Below are 16,232 nucleotides of genomic sequence, written 5' to 3'. Positions count from 1 at the left end.
AGGAGGTGATAATATGGTAGAACAAAGAAAATCAATTACCATGAAAGATGTTGCTTTAGAAGCAGGAGTTAGTGTTGGAACAGTTTCACGTGTGATTAATAAGGAAAAAGGCATTAAAGAAGTAACTTTAAGGAAAGTTCAAAGGGCTATAAAAACATTGGACTATATCCCTGATAATTATGCTCGAGGTATGAAAAAGAATAGAACAGAAACTATCGCTTTGATTATTCCGAGCATCTGGCATCCGTTTTTCTCGGAGTTTGCCTATCATGTTGAGAAAGAGTTATTAAAATATAATTATAAATTATTTATTTGTAACGCTGATAGCGATTCACAAAATGAAATCGAATATATCGAAATGTTGAAACAAAATAAAGTGGATGGAATTATTGGTATTACATATTCTGATATTGACAAATATATTTTATCCGATTTACCGTTTGTAAGTATAGATAGACATTTTTCGGAAAATGTATGCTATGTTACTTCAGCAAATTACAAAGGAGGACAAACTGCAGCAGAGGAACTGGTTAGAAGGGATAATAAGCACCTTGCTTTTATTGGTTCAATTAATATGTATGAGAATGAGACTATACTCAGAAGTAAAGGATTCAGAGAAAAAGCTAAGGAATTAGGAGTAGATGTCTATAATTTTGAAATGAAAGAACCTTTAATAAATCCTGAAGATCAGATAAGAGTTTTTTTGCAATCTCATAAAGAAATTGATGGTATATTTACAATAAATGATATGATGGCTCTGAGAGTTATTAGTGTTATGAAAGAACTGGGGAAAATAGCACCTGATGATTACCAGATAATTGGGTTTGATGGTTTAAAAACTTCTGTCGATCAATCTTATCTAGTGTCTACAATAGTTCAAGATATTGGTATGATGGCAAAAGAATCTGTTGCAATGATACTGAAAATGATTAAGCGAGAAGAGATTCTAGAAAAACGAATCGTAATTCCCACATATTTTTGGGGAGATAAAACAACAAAAAAAATTTAAAAAGCGCTTGACAATTAATGAAAGCGCTGTTATAATATAATCAACAAATGAAACGTTTCAAAAACAGGCTAGAAGCTTGTTTAAAAAATAAATAAAAATGAAACGTTTCAAAAAGGAGGAAAATGATGCGTAAAGGTACAATGTTATCTGTTGTTGCGGGGCTATCGTTAGCTATACTTGCAGGTTGTAGTGGAGGAACTAACTCAAAACAAGCGAGTTCTTCAAATGATATTAAAGTCTGGGTACAATTCTCTGACGAAACCAATGAAGGAAAAGCTTGGCAAAAAGTTGTTGACAACTTTAATCAATCAGGAAAAAGTAAGTACAAAGTTGTAACTGAGTATATTCCTCGTAGTGGTAGTGGTGGAGGATATGAAGACAAGGTTAATGCTGCTATCACGACTAATAGTCTTCCAGATGTTATTACCCTTGATGGACCAAATACGGCAGCTTATGCAAAATCTAAAGTGATTACTCCGCTAGATGATTATCTAAAAGATAATAATATGGATGATGTTTTGGACAGTATTAAACAACAAGGAACTTATGATGGCAAATTCTATGCATTTGGATTTTCTGAATCGAATGTTGGTGTTTATTACAACAAAAAAATGTTCAAAGAGGCCGGAATTGCGGAATCAGAGCTTCCAACGCTAGAAAAGCCATGGACATGGGATGAATTTAATACGATTGCTAAAAAATTGAAAGATCATTATAACAAACCGGCAATTGATTTTCGTATTAATTCAAACGATGAAATGTTACCATATGCTTATATGCCGTTGATTTGGTCAAATAATGGTTCTGTCGTAAACGAAGATGGAACAAAGGCAGAAGGATACTTCAACTCAAAAGAGAGTGTAGAAGCAGTTCAATTCATTCAAAATCTTGTAAAAGAAGGTTATACAACTGTTAGTCCAGTCGAAAAAGGTTTTGAAACAGGAGAGTATCCAATGCTTTTGAGTGGTTCTTGGACGATTGCTGACATGAATGTAAACTACAAAGATATTGATTTTGGTATCCTTCCTTACCCAGTATCTAGTAAGACGAAAAAATTAGTATCCCCTTCAGGTAGTTGGCAATTAGCTGTTACGACAAAATCTGATAAAAAAGAGGCAGCATCTGAATTTGTTAAATTTGCTACAAATACAGAATCAAGTGAAATTATTAGCTTGGGGAATTCGGTCCTTCCGATTCGTAAATCTACAATTGAAAATATCAAAGATAAAGTGTCCGAACCAATGCGTTTCTTGATGGAACAAAATTCAAAAACAGCTCATGCTCGCCCAGTTGTCGTAGCATATCCTCAGGTTTCTAGAGCTTTTCAACAAGCGATGCAAGATATCAGCTATTATGAAGAAAATCCAAATGTGCAAAAAGTCTTGGATACTCGTACAAAAGAAATGCAAACTGCTATTGATCAGTCACTCAAATAATCTGTAAAAAAGAAGGTGGAAGGAAAATGTTTGGAACTACCTTCCCCTTTCTTGTTAATAGCCTAGTTTGATATATATGATTAAAGGAGATGGATATGAGTAAAGAAACTGTTGTGGATACAAAAAGACGTGAAAAAATAAAGGATAACATACTAGGTTATAGTTTTTTAGCTCCAGCTTTAATTTTATTAGGTATCTTTTTAGTAATTCCAGTTGGAATGGTCATTTATTACGCTTTTACAGATTATTATTTGTTGACACCAGATGAAAGAAAATTTGTTGGACTTGAAAATTTTATTCGATTAACAAAAGATCCGATTTTCTTAAAGAGCTTCTTGAATACTTTGAAATTTGTTGTTTGGATTATTCCAGTTCAATTGGGAGCGGCCTTAGGAATGGCTTTGATTGTTAATAAAAAGCGCAAAGGGAATATGTTTTTTAAAGTGGCTTTTTTTGCTCCAGTTGTCATGTCCTTGGTAGTTATTTCTATTCTTTGGCTTTATCTTTTAAATCCAAATAGTGGCTTATTAAATGCTATTTTAAATAAGGTAGGTATTGCTTCTCAACCTTTCTTGACTAGTCCTAAACAAGCTATGTATGCAATTGTTTTTGTTTCTGCTTGGCAGGGTGCAGGTTATCAGATGCTTTTATTTTTAGGAGGAATGCAGAATATTCCACAAGATGTCTATGAAGCTGCTGAATTAGATGGATTCTCAAAATGGGCTCAGTTTCGTTATATCACGATGCCCCTACTAAAACCAACAGCCCTGTTTGTATTGTTAACAACTTTAATTTCTGCTTTTAAGCTAATTGTACAACCAATGGTTATGACGCAAGGTGGGCCATTAAACTCAACAATTACTATGGTGTACTATATTTATCAACAAGGTTTTACTGATCGTCTTGTAGGATATTCTAGCTCAATCGCTTTAGTATTTACAACGTTAATTGGTATGATTAGCTTAGTGCAACGTCGCGTTCTGAAGGAGGATGACTAAGATGAAACGATTTAAACCAACAACAATCTTAGAATATATTCTGTTAACCCTATTGGCAGGACTCTTCCTTTTTCCTATGGTTTGGATGGTAGTTTCAGCCATGAAGCCAGAAGCGGATGTTTATAAAAATTTAACTAGTTGGCAAGCCTTCTTACCAAGTTTAAATCCCGCTGATTGGTTTAAACCTTATCAGGAAGTATTTGAGCGATTTAGTATTTTTACCTATCTAGGGAACAGCATTTTTTATGCTGGAACGTTTGCTATTGGTTCTATTATTGTCAATGCACTGGCCGGTTTCGCTTTTGCAAAAGTCAATTTTTCAGGTAAGAAAATTTTATTTGGTTTCTTACTTGCTTTACTTATTATTCCAGTAGAAACTGTGTTAATTCCACAATTTACCATTATCAATTCCTTAGGTTTGGTCAATAATCGTCTTGCAGTTATTATTCCAGGATTGGCGAGTGTATTTAATATTTACTTATTTAGGAATTTCTTTATTGCAATTCCAGAAGAGATTCTTGAGTCTGCAAAGATGGACGGAGCAAGTATCGTTAGAATTTTCTTTAAAATTATGCTTCCAATGTCTAAACCTGCAGTTGCCACAGTTGGCGTTTTATCATTTATTTCAAGCTGGAATGATTATATTTGGCCATTGATGGTTTTGACAGATTCTTCTAAATTTTCAATGCAGGTTGCAATTACAACTATTAATACAACTCAACCAGTTTATATCAATCAGGTAATGGCTGTATTAACTATTTCAACGATTCCGTTGATTTTGGTCTATGTAGTCGCTCAGAAATATATTGTTCAAGGTCTAGGTGGTTCCGGAACTGGAATAAAATAGGATATACTTATGATAAATAAAACATTTACAGTAGAAAAAGCCAATCGTTTTATAGCAGAAAATAAACATCTCGTAAATACTCAGTATAAGCCTGAAGAACATTTTTCAGCTGAGATTGGTTGGATCAATGATCCAAATGGATTTGTCTATTTTCGTGGAGAATACCATCTCTTTTATCAATTCTATCCTTATGATAGTGTTTGGGGGCCTATGCACTGGGGTCATGCTAAAAGTAAGGACTTGGTGACTTGGGAGCACTTGCCAGTGGCACTTGCTCCTGACCAAGACTACGACCGCAATGGTTGCTTCTCAGGATCAGCTATCGTCAAAGACGATCGCCTCTGGCTCATGTATACTGGTCACATCGAAGAAGAAACCGGTGTTCGTCAAGTACAAAATATAGCATTTTCAGATGACGGGATTCACTTTGAAAAGATTGAACAAAATCCAGTTGCAACTGGAGCAGATTTGCCAGATGAGTTAATTGCTGCTGATTTCCGTGATCCAAAACTCTTTGAAAAAGATGGACGCTATTACTCCGTAGTAGCTGCCAAACACAAGGATAATGTGGGCTGTATCGTTCTACTAGGGTCCGATAACCTAGTAGAATGGCAGTTCGAATCCATTTTTTTAAAAGGGGTAGAACACCAAGGCTTTATGTGGGAATGCCCAGATTACTTTGAGTTAGATGGGAAGGATTGCCTTATTATGTCACCCATGCGTTATCAGCGTGAGGGAGACTCATATCATAACATCAACTCATCGGTTTTGTTCACGGGTAAGGTAGATTGGGGAGAAAAACGTTTTATCCCAGAATCAGTTCAAGAAATTGATCATGGCCAAGACTTCTATGCGCCTCAAACATTGTTGGACGATCAAAATCGTCGTATCCTGATTGCTTGGATGCAGACATGGGGGCGTACCCTTCCAACCCATGACCAAGAACACAAATGGGCATGTGCCATGACTTTACCTAGAATTCTAAGATTGGAAGATGGCAAACTAAGACAATTCCCTGTTAAAAAAGGCCAATATCAAATCCAAATAGATAAAGATTGTCATTACCACTTAGGAAATGATACAGATTATCTTGAATTTGGTTATGACAGTAATGCGCAGCAAGTTTACATTGATCGTAGCCATCTTGTTCAAAAAATTCTAGGTGAAGAAGAACAGGACACTAGTCGACGGTATGTAGATATTGAAGCTAAAGAATTGGAAGTTGTTCTAGATAAAAATTCCATCGAGATTTTTGTCAATCAAGGTGAAGCAAGCTTGACGGCAACCTATTACTTAACAGTGCCAGCTGAGCTATCACGAATCGATTAAAAATTAAGTTATTTCTCCTAAAGAAAAATCTCTTTCTATAAATGTTGAAAGAGATTTTTTTGTTTGATTAGATAGTAGAGAAGGCGAAAAGATGCTTTTATACTTGAGGAGGAAGCCGTTTGAGACAAGAAAAAAAGCCTTGATTTTAAGGCTTTTCCTGTTGATTTAGATGCCCCCTACAGGGATTTGGAAAGGACTTTCATATTGAGAGCAATTAAAAATATTGAAATATAAGTGATTTTAGGTATTTTCAATGTCATGATTTAAAAATGGGACAAAAGTGGGGCAAAAACCATACAGATTCTAAACTGTATGGTTCTTTTTTTATCTAACCAAGAAAGGTTAAAACTTATTAAAACAAATGCAATCAACTGTTGAAAACTTTTTAGTCCGTGTAATATAAAAACAAGTAAAAAGTTGAACTATAGGGAATATTGTGTCATAATAGGTAATAGATGAATAATTAATAGATTGGAAATAATGCTTTCTTACCTTAACAAGTTGAATTGGTTATACATTTTTTCGTCGCAATTGTGTCTATCTCTCGAGTTTAGCTAGTTTTTATAAGCTCTGGTTTCTAATCAATATAACAAATTTTAGAAGTGCATAAGACAAGATGGTGACATTACTACAGTCATTTCTAGTCACCATATGTTGCTGGCACAGGCTGTTTGTAGTGTTGGCTATTTACTAGTCAGTTTAATCGGAGTGTTTAATTTTTATTGTTGAAAGGTTTTTATATGGCGAAAATTCTATCTTTAGGTCTGACAGGTAAGAAATTACTTGCTCAGGGGTTCTTGTTTGTTCTGCTAGGTCTCATCTTGATGGTCACGGGGACTTGGTTGCCAGTAAAGGTTATTCGACTGGTTCTGTTTTTAGCTTGGATAGCAACGGTCTTAGATTTAGTATTACGTATTTTCAAAAAAAGTCAGTCAACGGACACCTTGGGAGTTGCACTGGTTAAATTGTTAGTGCTGGGATATTTGCTTGGCTCCAATCTTGCGACGGATGTGCCGATTTATATTTTGGCTCTTGTGATTGGAGTTTATCAGATTTTTCATGCTAGTATTAACCTTGTCACCTATGTTCTCTACCGCAAAAACAAAATTCGACCTCGTTTTCGTCTCTTACTAGATGGACTCGTACTAGTTTTTCTTGGTGGGACTAGTCTTTTGTCCTCTACAGGAAATTCTGTCTTTCAACTCTTTGTATTAGGGGCTTATTTTTTCCTTTATGGTGTGTCCAATATCCGTGATGGTTTCTTGTTTGAGGAGGAAATTGGGAAAAACCATCTCAAACGTCGTATTAGAATTAGCTTACCTATTGTCCTAGCCGCTCTCATCCCTGCAAGAACTTTAGCAAAAGTTAACAAATTTATGCTGGAAAATGCTGATGAGGAAGAAGATATCCATCTTGGAATAGTGAAGTCTGGTAAGACAGCGGAGCTTGAAATTTTTGTTCATACAGCTGAGACCTCTCTGTTTTCGGCAATTGGTCATGTGGATATCTGCTATCAAGGCCGTGTTATTTCTTATGGCAACTATGATCCGTCTTCTGAGACCTTATTTGGCATGGTAGGAGATGGTGTCTTATATTTCTGTGATCGTGACAAGTACATTGACCTATGTAAACGTGAGAGTCAAAAAACGCTTTTTGGTTATGGGATAGATTTGACGCCTGAAATGGAAAAAGCAGTTCAGAAAAAGTTGGCTGAATTGAAACAACTGACGATTCCATGGGAGCCAAGTGCAGATAAAATCATGACAGGTGATGGTAAGGAAGACTACACCTACGCTTATAAAATCAGACATGAGACAGATGGGGAACTTTATAAATTTATCAAATCTAAGTTTAAATCCTACTTTGTCTTATCTACAAACTGTGTGCTCTTGGCTGATACCATAGTCGGTCAGGCTGGCACCGATATCCTCTCACCCAAAGGATTTATCGCTCCAGGAACTTACCAAGCCTACCTTAATCGAGAGTTTGAAAAACCAAATAGTATAGTCGTATCTAAACATGTTTATTAAGGAGAATTTATGAACTTAGTAAAAAAATACACCCCGTTAATCCTTTTTATAGGGCTGGTTGCTCTTGTAATTCTGAATGCATCGAGCTTTATATCAGGAGCAATCTCTCTCTTTGATGTAATATCAACCTTGATTTATGGTGCTGTTATTGCTTTTGTGCTTAATGTTCCTATGAAAAAAATTGAACAGTATTTAGTTAAATTGAAGGTAAAGGCAGAGTTGCGTCGTCCGATTGCCATGGTACTTGTTTTCCTAGCTCTTATCTTAATCGTGATTGCTCTTTTGGTTTTGGTGCTGCCAACCCTAGCCCAGACTATTAGTCAGCTGGGAACAGTCCTTTCAACAGTCCTGACTCAACTTGGGAAATTGCTAGGCAGCTCGGAATTTGTAACCAAAGACATGTTGTCAACTATCGTATCAGGCATACAGGGACAATCTAGTTCTATTAGCCAAGCTTTGATAGGTTTTTTATCAGGTCTGACTAGTAATATCGGCAATATTTTTTCAAGTTTGATGAATGCCTTTTTGATTATAGTCTTCACCTTTTTATTTTTATCCAGTAAGGAACATTTGGCAGCGATGACGAGTCGACTTCTAAAAGTTTTTCTTCCAGAGAAGGTGGTGATAAAGTTGACTTACATTGGACAAGTAGCACTAGAGACTTATGACCAATTTTTGATGAGTCAGCTGATTGAAGCAGTTATCATAGGAGTTATGATAGCGGTTGGTTACAGCGTGTTTGGGATACCCTATGGAGTAATGACAGGTATATTTGCAGGAGTGCTATCGTTCATTCCTTATGTAGGGCCTATGATTGCTTGTGTTGTGGGAGCGATTTTTATCTTCACAGTGAGTCCTACTCAAGCCTTACTTTCTCTTCTTCTATATCAAGTTATACAGCTGATTGAAGGAAACCTTATTTATCCTAGAGTTGTAGGTCAGTCTATTGGTTTGCCAGCTATTTTCACGCTTGCGGCTGCTAGTATTGGAGGGAATCTTTTCGGACTACTTGGAATGATATTCTTTACCCCCGTATTTGCTGTTATCTATCGACTGGTTAAAGAATTTGTCGTCGCAAAGGAAAATCAGGTAGATTAAGAAAAACTAAATTTAATAAGATATACTGAGAAGAGAGTGAGAGATTCTCTTCTCTTTTATTTTTAAATACTTTGCTACAAAAAGCTATTAGACGTTAAAAAAAGCCTTGGTTTCAAGGCTTATTTCTGTTGATTTAGATGTGCCCCCTGCAGGGCTCGAACCTGCGCCCCATAGCTTAAGAGTCTACTGCTCTACCAACTGAGCTAAGGAGGCAACAGAAAAAGCTGAGAATGTAACTTCCCAGCTATTTTAATATGCCCAAAATGGCAGCTAGATTATTTACGAAAGGCATCAAGGATATAGGTGAAACCAACAATTAAAAATGCAAAGGCAACGACATAAACGACAAAGACACTTGTAGCTACTGGATTGAACAAAATCACTAGACCTAGTAAAAATGCAAGCAACGCTATCCACATGATATGGTTGCCAATAATAGGGAAAATCAATCCCAGACGATTGCCTTTAAAGAAAGCTATAATGGCTTCTACAATTAACCAAATTCCTAAAATAGTTGGAATGACAACTGGCAGCGTCACAAAGCCATAGGCAACGAGGTAAAGAGCTAAGAGAAGATTAACAATCCCTTGGAAAAGATGAGCTGGTGAGCGAAGCTCTTTTGGTACAGAGAAATAGCCTAAAATAGCTGCTATAGAAGAAACCAGTAAACCAAATGCAATCCACCAGCTGTAAGCAACAAGATTAGCTACTGGGTTTGTAAATAGGAAAAGTCCTAAAAGGACAAAAACAACTCCTGCAAGGAATAGCAGTAAACGATTAGAAAATTTCATTTCAATACCCCCTATATAGTATAGTATAGTTTGATAATAAAAATATTATACACCTTTTTAGAGGAAATATCAATAAACTAAATGGAAAATTTGGAAGTTTCAGTCTGATTCATGAAAAGAAAATCAGTTTTTATTATTTTGAAAATAAAAAGAGAAGATAAAATTTGTCTTCTCTACATGAAAATATTGTATGGCATCAAAGCAAAAGTAACTGGCTTTACACTATTTGTAAAGATGTAATTTGATTCAAAAAGAAAAGATAGATTTAAAATGTGGGACAAATGATGGGGTAAATCAGTTATAGACAAGCAAAAAAAGCCTTGATTTACAAGGCTTTTTCCTGTTGTATTTAGATGCCCCCTACAGGGATCGAACCTGTGACCCACGGATTAAGAGTCCGCTGCTCTGCCAGCTGAGCTAAGGAGGCAAAGAAAAAAGCTGTATTGGTGCCGAAACTTCACGGTTTGTATTGAACCCGCGCAATTAAGCAGGTGGGCAACTCGCTCTAACTGAAGCTGTTTCCGTGTGAGACGGCCTACATGCTGTTAGAAGACTTTTGTTTCCCTAATAATACAAAAAATAGTCGGTCAACACTTAAGTGTGAAGTCGTACACCACAGCGTTTCTATGTTTATATAATACCACTTTTTCAAAAAAAATCAAGAGGAAAGTGCAATTTTTTGAAAAGGATTTCAGATTTTTCGCAAACGGTCGATAGCTTCCTTTCTTTGAGCCAAAGCCCGTTCATATTTACCAGTATCTTCTGCTTGGAAATAGTGATGATTACGAATTTTTTCTGGTAGATAGTCTTGCTTGACCCAATTTCCAGGGTAGTTGTGTGGATAGAGATAGTCTTGGGCATTCCCCAGTTCCTTGCTTCCACTGTAGTGCCCATCACGCAGGTGTCGCGGAATAGGCAAGTGCCCTGATGTTTTGAGGTCAGCAAGTGCCTTATCCATAGCCACATAAGCTGAGTTGGATTTCGGAGAAAGGGCCAAATCAATCACGACATTGGCAATGAGAATACGGGCTTCTGGGAACCCAATCTTTTGGGCAGCATCCAGAGCAGTCACGGTATGAATCTGGGCCTCAGGATTGGCCAAACCGATATCTTCATAAGCGATAACAGTCAAGCGACGAGCGAGACTTGGCAAATCACCAGCCTCAATCAAGCGGGCAGCATAGTGAAGACTGGCATCAACATCTGAGCCACGGATAGACTTTTGCAGGGCTGAGAGGACATCGTAGTGGCCATCTCCATCCTTATCCATAGTGATGTAGCTTCGCTGCAGGCTATTTTCCATGATGTCTAGAGTGATATGGCGGATGCCCTTGTCATTTTCGGGAGTAGAAAGAACAGCCAAGTCAAGTGAGTTGAAGGCAGAGCGAAGGTCTCCGTTTGTAGAGGTAGCAATGAAATCCAGCGCATCCTCATCTAGTTCTACTGGAAAATCAAAACCACGTTCAGGGTTATTTAGAGCTATCTGCAGGGCCTCTTTGACGTCTTGGTTAGACAGAGGTTCCAACTCAAAAATCTGAACACGACTGCGAATGGCAGGAGTGACAGAAAAGAAAGGATTTTCAGTTGTAGCCCCAATCATGATGACTAGTCCACTTTCCAAGAGAGGAAGGAGAAAGTCTTGCTTGGTTTTATCTAGTCTATGAATCTCGTCTAGTAATAGGACGAGACCACCTGAAAATTTAGCCTCTTCCGCGATTTCTTGCAGTCGCTTTTTACTATCAACTGTCGCATTGAAAGTTCGAAAGGCATACTTTGTTGTTCCAGCGATGGCAGAGGCAATACTGGTCTTGCCGATGCCCGGAGGTCCGTAGAGAATCATGGAAGACAGACGGTTGGCTTCCACCATGCGACGGATGATTTTTCCAGGTCCGACCAGATGCTCCTGACCGATGACCTGGTCTATGGTTTTAGGGCGCATGCGAAGCGCGAGATTGTCTGGCATAGCAGTCCTTTCTAGCGTGGATTTTCTGATGTATATGTGGTAAGATGGTAGTATCTATTTTAGCATATTTCCGAGCAATCGGGGCGATTAAAGAGTCGCATAGAAAGAGGACAAAATGGCAACATATGGATTTTTAGATGTTTTAGAGGAAGAGTTGGAGAAGAATTTTCCCTTTGACTTTGAGATTAGTTGGGACAAGCGTAATCACGCAGTTGAAGTGAGTTTTTTGTTAGAAGCGCAAAATGCTGCAGGCGTGGAGATGGTGGATGAAGACGGAGAGGTTTCGTCAGATGACATTCTCTTTGAGGAAGCAGTGCTTTTTTACAATCCTGCCAAATCAACAGTCAATGAGGAAGACTATTTGACGGTTATTCCTTACCTACCTAAAAAAGGTTTTTCTCGTGAATTTTTAGCTTATTTTGCTCTATTCCTTAAAGACACTGCCGAGGTTGGACTAGATGCCCTCATGGACTTTTTGGAAGACCCAGAAGCAGAAGAATTCGTCATGGAATGGAACCAAGAAGTCTTTGAAGAAGGAAAAGTTGGCTTGGAAGAGGGAGAATTTTATCCTTATCCGAGATACTAGGAGTTTGACATGGACATAGAAATTTCTGATTTCACAGGCTGTAAGATTGCTTTGTTTTGTGGGGATAAGCTCTTGACTATCTTACGCGATGATAAGGCAAGCATTCCCTGGCCCAATATGTGGGAACTGCCCGGTGGGGGACGCGAGGGGGATGAAAGTCCTTTTGAGTGCGCGGCGCGTGAAGTTTATGAGGAACTAGGCATTCACTTGACCGAAGATTGCCTGCTCTGGAGTAAGGTTTATCCAAGTATGCTTTTTGCGGATAAACAATCTGTATTTCTAGTCGGTCAGTTAACACAGAACCAGTTTGACAGCATCGTATTTGGAGATGAGGGACAGGGTTATCAGTTAATGAATGTTGAGGAGTTTCTTAGTTCCAGTCAAGTTGTACCTCAGTTGCAAGAGAGATTAAAAGATTATTTAAAAGTAAGTGATTAGAAAGGATGGTTCGGTTACATTTCTAAACTGAACCCGCCCTAAAAACTATGCCAAAAAGATAAACTTCTCTTAGACACAAGCGTCTTCAGAGAATTTCCTATTTTGGCTTTGTGTTTTACGGGCTTGGTATCTTAAATATGGAAACATGGCAAGAGTTAAAAGTTACAGTCAAGCGTGAGGGGGAGGAGTTGGTTTCCAATCTCTTGATTGAACTAGGAGCGCAAGGTGTTGCGATTGAAGATAGCATGGACTATGTGGGAAATGTTGACCGCTTCGGCGAGATTTTCCCAGAGGTCGAGCAGCAAGAAGAAATCGTAGTGACAGCCTACTACCCTGATACGGTTGATGTAGCAGAGGTTGAGGCGGATTTGCAGGCTCGCCTGGCAGAATTGACAGACTTTATGGATTTGGGTGAGGTCAAGATGGGGACGACTGCCTTGGCTGAGGAAGACTGGGCAGACAACTGGAAGAAATACTATGAACCAGCTCGTATCACTCATGACTTGACCATCGTGCCGTCTTGGACGGATTATGAGGCAACTGCTGGAGAAAAGATTATCAAACTGGATCCAGGCATGGCCTTTGGAACAGGGACGCATCCAACCACTAAGATGAGCCTCTTTGCCTTGGAGCAGGTCCTTCGTGGTGGCGAAACGGTGCTAGATGTGGGGACTGGTTCAGGGGTTCTCTCTATTGCCAGCTCGCTACTGGGTGCTAAGGAAATTTTCGCCTACGACCTAGATGATGTAGCGGTTCGTGTGGCTCAGGAAAATATTGAGCTCAACCCTGGCATGGAAAACATCCATGTAGCTGCAGGTGACTTGCTCAAGGGTGTTGAGATTGAGGCAGATGTCATCGTGGCTAATATCTTGGCGGATATCCTCATTCATCTGACAGACGATGCCTATCGTTTGGTCAAGGATGAAGGCTACCTGATCATGAGTGGCATTATCAAGGACAAGTGGGACATGGTGCGCGAGTCGGCTGAGTCAGCTGGATTTTTCCTTGAAACCCACATGGTTCAAGGGGAATGGAATGCCTGTGTCTTTAAGAAAACCAAGGATATTTCAGGTGTGATTGGAGGCTAGCATGCAGCAGTATTTTGTCAAGGGGAGTGCAGTCTCTCCTGTCACCATCGAGGACAAGGAAACCAGCAAGCATATGTTTCAGGTTATGCGCTTGAAAGAAGATGATGAGGTTACTTTGGTCTTTGATGATGGCATCAAGCGCTTGGCGCGTGTGCTGGATGTGGAAGCTCGTCAGTTTGAATTGGTAGAAGAACTAGATGACAATGTGGAACTGCCAGTCCAAGTGACCATCGCCTCTGGCTTTCCCAAGGGAGACAAGCTGGAGTTTATCACTCAAAAAGTAACCGAACTGGGTGCCAGCCAGATTTGGGCCTTCCCTGCCGAATGGTCGGTAGCCAAATGGGATGGCAAGAAATTGGATAAAAAGGTTGAAAAACTAGAAAAAATCGCCCTTGGAGCAGCAGAACAAAGCAAGCGTAATCTAGTACCGAGTGTCACACTTTTCGAGAAAAAATCAGACTTTCTAGCCCAACTGGACCAGTTTGACCGCATCGTAGTGGCTTATGAAGAGTCGGCCAAAGAAGGTGAAGCCGCTGCGCTCTTACAAGCGGTCTCTGGTCTTGAAAAAGGAGCCAAACTGCTCTTTATCTTTGGTCCAGAAGGCGGCCTGTCACCTGCAGAAATTGAGAGTTTCGAAGCTAAGGGATCAGTCTTAGCAGGACTTGGCCCTCGCATTTTGCGAGCAGAAACAGCACCGCTTTACGCTTTATCAGCCCTTAGTGTTTTATTAGAATTAGAGAAATAAGAGGAAGAAGATGGAACAAAAACACCGTTCAGAATTTCCAGAGAAGGAACTTTGGGATTTAACAGCCCTATACCAAGATCGTGAAGATTTCTTGCATGCAATCGAGAAGGCTCGAGAAGACATTAACCAATTTAGCCGTGATTACAAGGATAATCTTCATACTTTTGAGGATTTTGAAAAGGCCTTTGCGGAATTGGAACAAATCTACATTCAGATGAGCCATATTGGTAACTATGGTTTTATGCCGCAGACGACAGATTATAGCAATGACGAATTTGCTAACATTGCCCAAGCTGGGATGGAATTCGAAACAGATGCCAGTGTAGCCTTGACCTTCTTTGACGATGCCTTGGTGGAAGCTGATGAGGAAGTCTTAGACCGTTTGGGGGAATTGCCTCACTTGACGGCAGCTATTCGTCAGGCAAAAATCAAAAAAGCCCATTATCTAGGGGCTGATGTGGAAAAAGCCTTGACCAATCTCGGTGAAGTTTTCTACAGTCCGCAGGATATTTACACTAAGATGCGAGCTGGGGACTTTGAAATGGCTGACTTTGAAGCTCATGGTAAGACCTACAAAAACAGCTTTGTTACTTATGAGAATTTCTACCAAAACCATGAGGACGCTGAGGTCCGTGAGAAATCCTTCCGTTCCTTCTCAGAAGGTCTTCGTAAGCACCAAAATACGGCTGCAGCAGCCTATCTAGCCCAAATCAAGTCTGAAAAACTACTAGCAGATATGAAGGGTTACGACTCAGTCTTTGATTATCTTCTAGCTGAGCAAGAAGTGGACCGTGCTATGTTTGATCGTCAGATTGACCTCATCATGAAGGATTTTGCGCCCGTTGCTCAGAGATACCTCAAGCATGTTGCCAAGGTCAATGGTCTTAAAAAGATGACCTTTGCAGACTGGAAATTGGACTTGGACAGCGCCCTTAATCCTCAAGTGACTATTGACGACGCCTATGATTTGGTCATGAAGTCCGTAGAACCTTTGGGACAAGAATATTGTCAGGAAGTTGCTCGTTATCAAGAAGAGCGCTGGGTGGACTTTGCTGCCAATAGTGGCAAGGATTCTGGCGGTTATGCGGCGGACCCATATCGTGTGCATCCTTATGTTCTCATGAGCTGGACTGGTCGTTTGAGCGATGTCTATACCTTGATTCATGAAATCGGGCATTCTGGTCAATTCATCTTTTCAGACAATCACCAAAGCTACTTTAATGCCCACATGTCGACCTACTATGTTGAAGCACCGTCAACCTTCAATGAATTACTCCTCAGTGACTACTTGGAGCACCAATCTGACGACCCACGTCAAAAACGCTTCGCTTTGGCTCACCGTTTGACAGATACATATTTCCATAATTTTATCACTCACCTTTTGGAAGCAGCCTTCCAGCGTAAAGTGTATACATTGATTGAAGAAGGGGAGACCTTTGGAGCAAGCAAACTCAACAGCATTATGAAGGAAGTTTTGACAGATTTCTGGGGAGATGCTATTGAAATTGACGACGATGCGGCTCTGACTTGGATGCGCCAAGCTCACTACTATATGGGCTTGTATAGTTACACTTACTCTGCTGGTCTTGTTATCTCGACTGCGGGTTACCTCCATCTGAAAAACTCAGAAACTGGAGCTGAGGACTGGCTCAATCTCCTTAAGTCAGGTGGTAGCAAGACACCGCTTGAGTCAGCCATGATTATCGGAGCGGACATTTCAACGGACAAACCACTTCGTGATACCATCCAATTCTTGTCTGATACGGTTAATCAGATCATCGCTTACAGTGCCCAGTTGGGAGAGTAGGGGAATAGAAAGGTAGGTAATTCTTATGCTGATGATATCTGGATTGTTAAGCGTCATTATATTTGGC

At 39.5% G+C, this 16,232-nt stretch carries 14 protein-coding genes and 2 tRNA genes; 12 read left to right on the top strand and 4 right to left on the bottom strand.

The features are described 5' to 3' along the window. Positions 1–13: 13 nt before the first annotated feature. The 7 genes from QM956_RS01615 (at position 14) to QM956_RS01585 (ending at position 8,747) form a co-directional block, all read left to right on the top strand. Positions 14–1,009 (top strand): LacI family DNA-binding transcriptional regulator, encoded by a 996-nt coding sequence (locus QM956_RS01615; protein WP_173213096.1) that lies wholly within the window; start codon positions 14–16, stop codon positions 1,007–1,009. A 125-nt stretch (positions 1,010–1,134) separates the two neighbouring features. Continuing rightward, entirely contained in the window at positions 1,135–2,445 is a 1,311-nt protein-coding gene (locus tag QM956_RS01610; protein WP_194251766.1) for an ABC transporter substrate-binding protein, read from the top strand. Between the two features lie 95 nt (positions 2,446–2,540). Beyond that, on the top strand, positions 2,541–3,443 hold the full coding sequence (locus QM956_RS01605; protein WP_000032532.1) for a carbohydrate ABC transporter permease: 903 nt from the start codon (positions 2,541–2,543) through the stop codon (positions 3,441–3,443). 1 nt (position 3,444) lies between these two features. After that, entirely contained in the window at positions 3,445–4,290 is an 846-nt protein-coding gene (locus QM956_RS01600; protein WP_194251767.1) for a carbohydrate ABC transporter permease, read from the top strand. Positions 4,291–4,299: 9 nt separating this feature from the next. Then, positions 4,300–5,619 carry a glycoside hydrolase family 32 protein gene (locus QM956_RS01595; protein WP_153210665.1) on the top strand — a complete coding sequence of 440 codons (1,320 nt, stop codon included), beginning with the start codon at positions 4,300–4,302 and terminating at the stop codon, positions 5,617–5,619. A 740-nt stretch (positions 5,620–6,359) separates the two neighbouring features. After that, the gene (locus QM956_RS01590; protein WP_004256070.1) at positions 6,360–7,649 is read left to right on the top strand and encodes a hypothetical protein; all 1,290 of its coding nucleotides are present in this window, start codon (positions 6,360–6,362) and stop codon (positions 7,647–7,649) included. Positions 7,650–7,658: 9 nt separating this feature from the next. Beyond that, positions 7,659–8,747: an AI-2E family transporter gene (locus tag QM956_RS01585; RefSeq protein WP_004193676.1), complete on the top strand. Its 1,089-nt coding sequence runs from the start codon at positions 7,659–7,661 to the stop codon at positions 8,745–8,747. 140 nt (positions 8,748–8,887) lie between these two features. Here QM956_RS01585 and QM956_RS01580 read toward each other — a convergent pair. The 4 genes from QM956_RS01580 to QM956_RS01565 all read right to left on the bottom strand — a co-directional run bounded on the left by QM956_RS01580 (position 8,888) and on the right by QM956_RS01565 (position 11,501). After that, positions 8,888–8,960, bottom strand: a tRNA-Lys gene (locus QM956_RS01580). A gap of 62 nt (positions 8,961–9,022) precedes the next feature. Continuing rightward, positions 9,023–9,538, bottom strand: a complete 516-nt coding sequence (locus QM956_RS01575) for a DUF308 domain-containing protein (RefSeq protein WP_000672739.1) — start codon at positions 9,536–9,538, stop codon at positions 9,023–9,025. A gap of 354 nt (positions 9,539–9,892) precedes the next feature. Beyond that, a tRNA-Lys gene (locus tag QM956_RS01570) sits at positions 9,893–9,965 on the bottom strand. A 264-nt stretch (positions 9,966–10,229) separates the two neighbouring features. Beyond that, complete coding sequence (locus QM956_RS01565; protein ID WP_125442973.1) at positions 10,230–11,501, bottom strand: replication-associated recombination protein A; 1,272 nt, start codon at positions 11,499–11,501, stop codon at positions 10,230–10,232. Positions 11,502–11,616: 115 nt separating this feature from the next. On the opposite strand from QM956_RS01565, the gene QM956_RS01560 reads away from it, so the two are divergent. The 5 genes from QM956_RS01560 (at position 11,617) to pepF (ending at position 16,165) form a co-directional block, all read left to right on the top strand. Continuing rightward, a complete protein-coding gene (locus QM956_RS01560) occupies positions 11,617–12,087 on the top strand; it encodes a DUF3013 family protein (RefSeq protein ID WP_000257122.1) in 471 nt (156 codons plus the stop codon). Between the two features lie 9 nt (positions 12,088–12,096). Further along, positions 12,097–12,525: an NUDIX hydrolase gene (locus QM956_RS01555; RefSeq protein ID WP_414302118.1), complete on the top strand. Its 429-nt coding sequence runs from the start codon at positions 12,097–12,099 to the stop codon at positions 12,523–12,525. A gap of 137 nt (positions 12,526–12,662) precedes the next feature. After that, complete coding sequence (gene prmA / locus QM956_RS01550; protein WP_414302117.1) at positions 12,663–13,613, top strand: 50S ribosomal protein L11 methyltransferase; 951 nt, start codon at positions 12,663–12,665, stop codon at positions 13,611–13,613. Position 13,614: 1 nt separating this feature from the next. Next, positions 13,615–14,358 carry a 16S rRNA (uracil(1498)-N(3))-methyltransferase gene (locus tag QM956_RS01545; RefSeq protein ID WP_125425930.1) on the top strand — a complete coding sequence of 248 codons (744 nt, stop codon included), beginning with the start codon at positions 13,615–13,617 and terminating at the stop codon, positions 14,356–14,358. Between the two features lie 10 nt (positions 14,359–14,368). Next, the gene (gene pepF / locus QM956_RS01540) at positions 14,369–16,165 is read left to right on the top strand and encodes an oligoendopeptidase F (RefSeq protein WP_414302116.1); all 1,797 of its coding nucleotides are present in this window, start codon (positions 14,369–14,371) and stop codon (positions 16,163–16,165) included. Positions 16,166–16,232 lie beyond the last annotated feature (67 nt).

The organism is Streptococcus mitis, assembly GCF_047460035.1.
Classification (GTDB): Bacteria; Bacillota; Bacilli; order Lactobacillales; family Streptococcaceae; genus Streptococcus; species Streptococcus mitis_DW.
The sequence above is the reverse complement of the archived record's forward strand: the minus strand, read 5'-3'. Positions and strand labels throughout refer to the sequence as shown.

Coding starts and splice junctions, on each gene's coding strand:
- QM956_RS01615 (WP_173213096.1), top strand. CDS start 14: ATGGTAGAACAAAGAAAATCAATTACCATGAAAGATGTTGCTTTAGAA.
- QM956_RS01610 (WP_194251766.1), top strand. CDS start 1,135: ATGCGTAAAGGTACAATGTTATCTGTTGTTGCGGGGCTATCGTTAGCT.
- QM956_RS01605 (WP_000032532.1), top strand. CDS start 2,541: ATGAGTAAAGAAACTGTTGTGGATACAAAAAGACGTGAAAAAATAAAG.
- QM956_RS01600 (WP_194251767.1), top strand. CDS start 3,445: ATGAAACGATTTAAACCAACAACAATCTTAGAATATATTCTGTTAACC.
- QM956_RS01595 (WP_153210665.1), top strand. CDS start 4,300: ATGATAAATAAAACATTTACAGTAGAAAAAGCCAATCGTTTTATAGCA.
- QM956_RS01590 (WP_004256070.1), top strand. CDS start 6,360: ATGGCGAAAATTCTATCTTTAGGTCTGACAGGTAAGAAATTACTTGCT.
- QM956_RS01585 (WP_004193676.1), top strand. CDS start 7,659: ATGAACTTAGTAAAAAAATACACCCCGTTAATCCTTTTTATAGGGCTG.
- QM956_RS01575 (WP_000672739.1), bottom strand. CDS start 9,538: ATGAAATTTTCTAATCGTTTACTGCTATTCCTTGCAGGAGTTGTTTTT.
- QM956_RS01565 (WP_125442973.1), bottom strand. CDS start 11,501: ATGCCAGACAATCTCGCGCTTCGCATGCGCCCTAAAACCATAGACCAG.
- QM956_RS01560 (WP_000257122.1), top strand. CDS start 11,617: ATGGCAACATATGGATTTTTAGATGTTTTAGAGGAAGAGTTGGAGAAG.
- QM956_RS01555 (WP_414302118.1), top strand. CDS start 12,097: ATGGACATAGAAATTTCTGATTTCACAGGCTGTAAGATTGCTTTGTTT.
- prmA (WP_414302117.1), top strand. CDS start 12,663: ATGGAAACATGGCAAGAGTTAAAAGTTACAGTCAAGCGTGAGGGGGAG.
- QM956_RS01545 (WP_125425930.1), top strand. CDS start 13,615: ATGCAGCAGTATTTTGTCAAGGGGAGTGCAGTCTCTCCTGTCACCATC.
- pepF (WP_414302116.1), top strand. CDS start 14,369: ATGGAACAAAAACACCGTTCAGAATTTCCAGAGAAGGAACTTTGGGAT.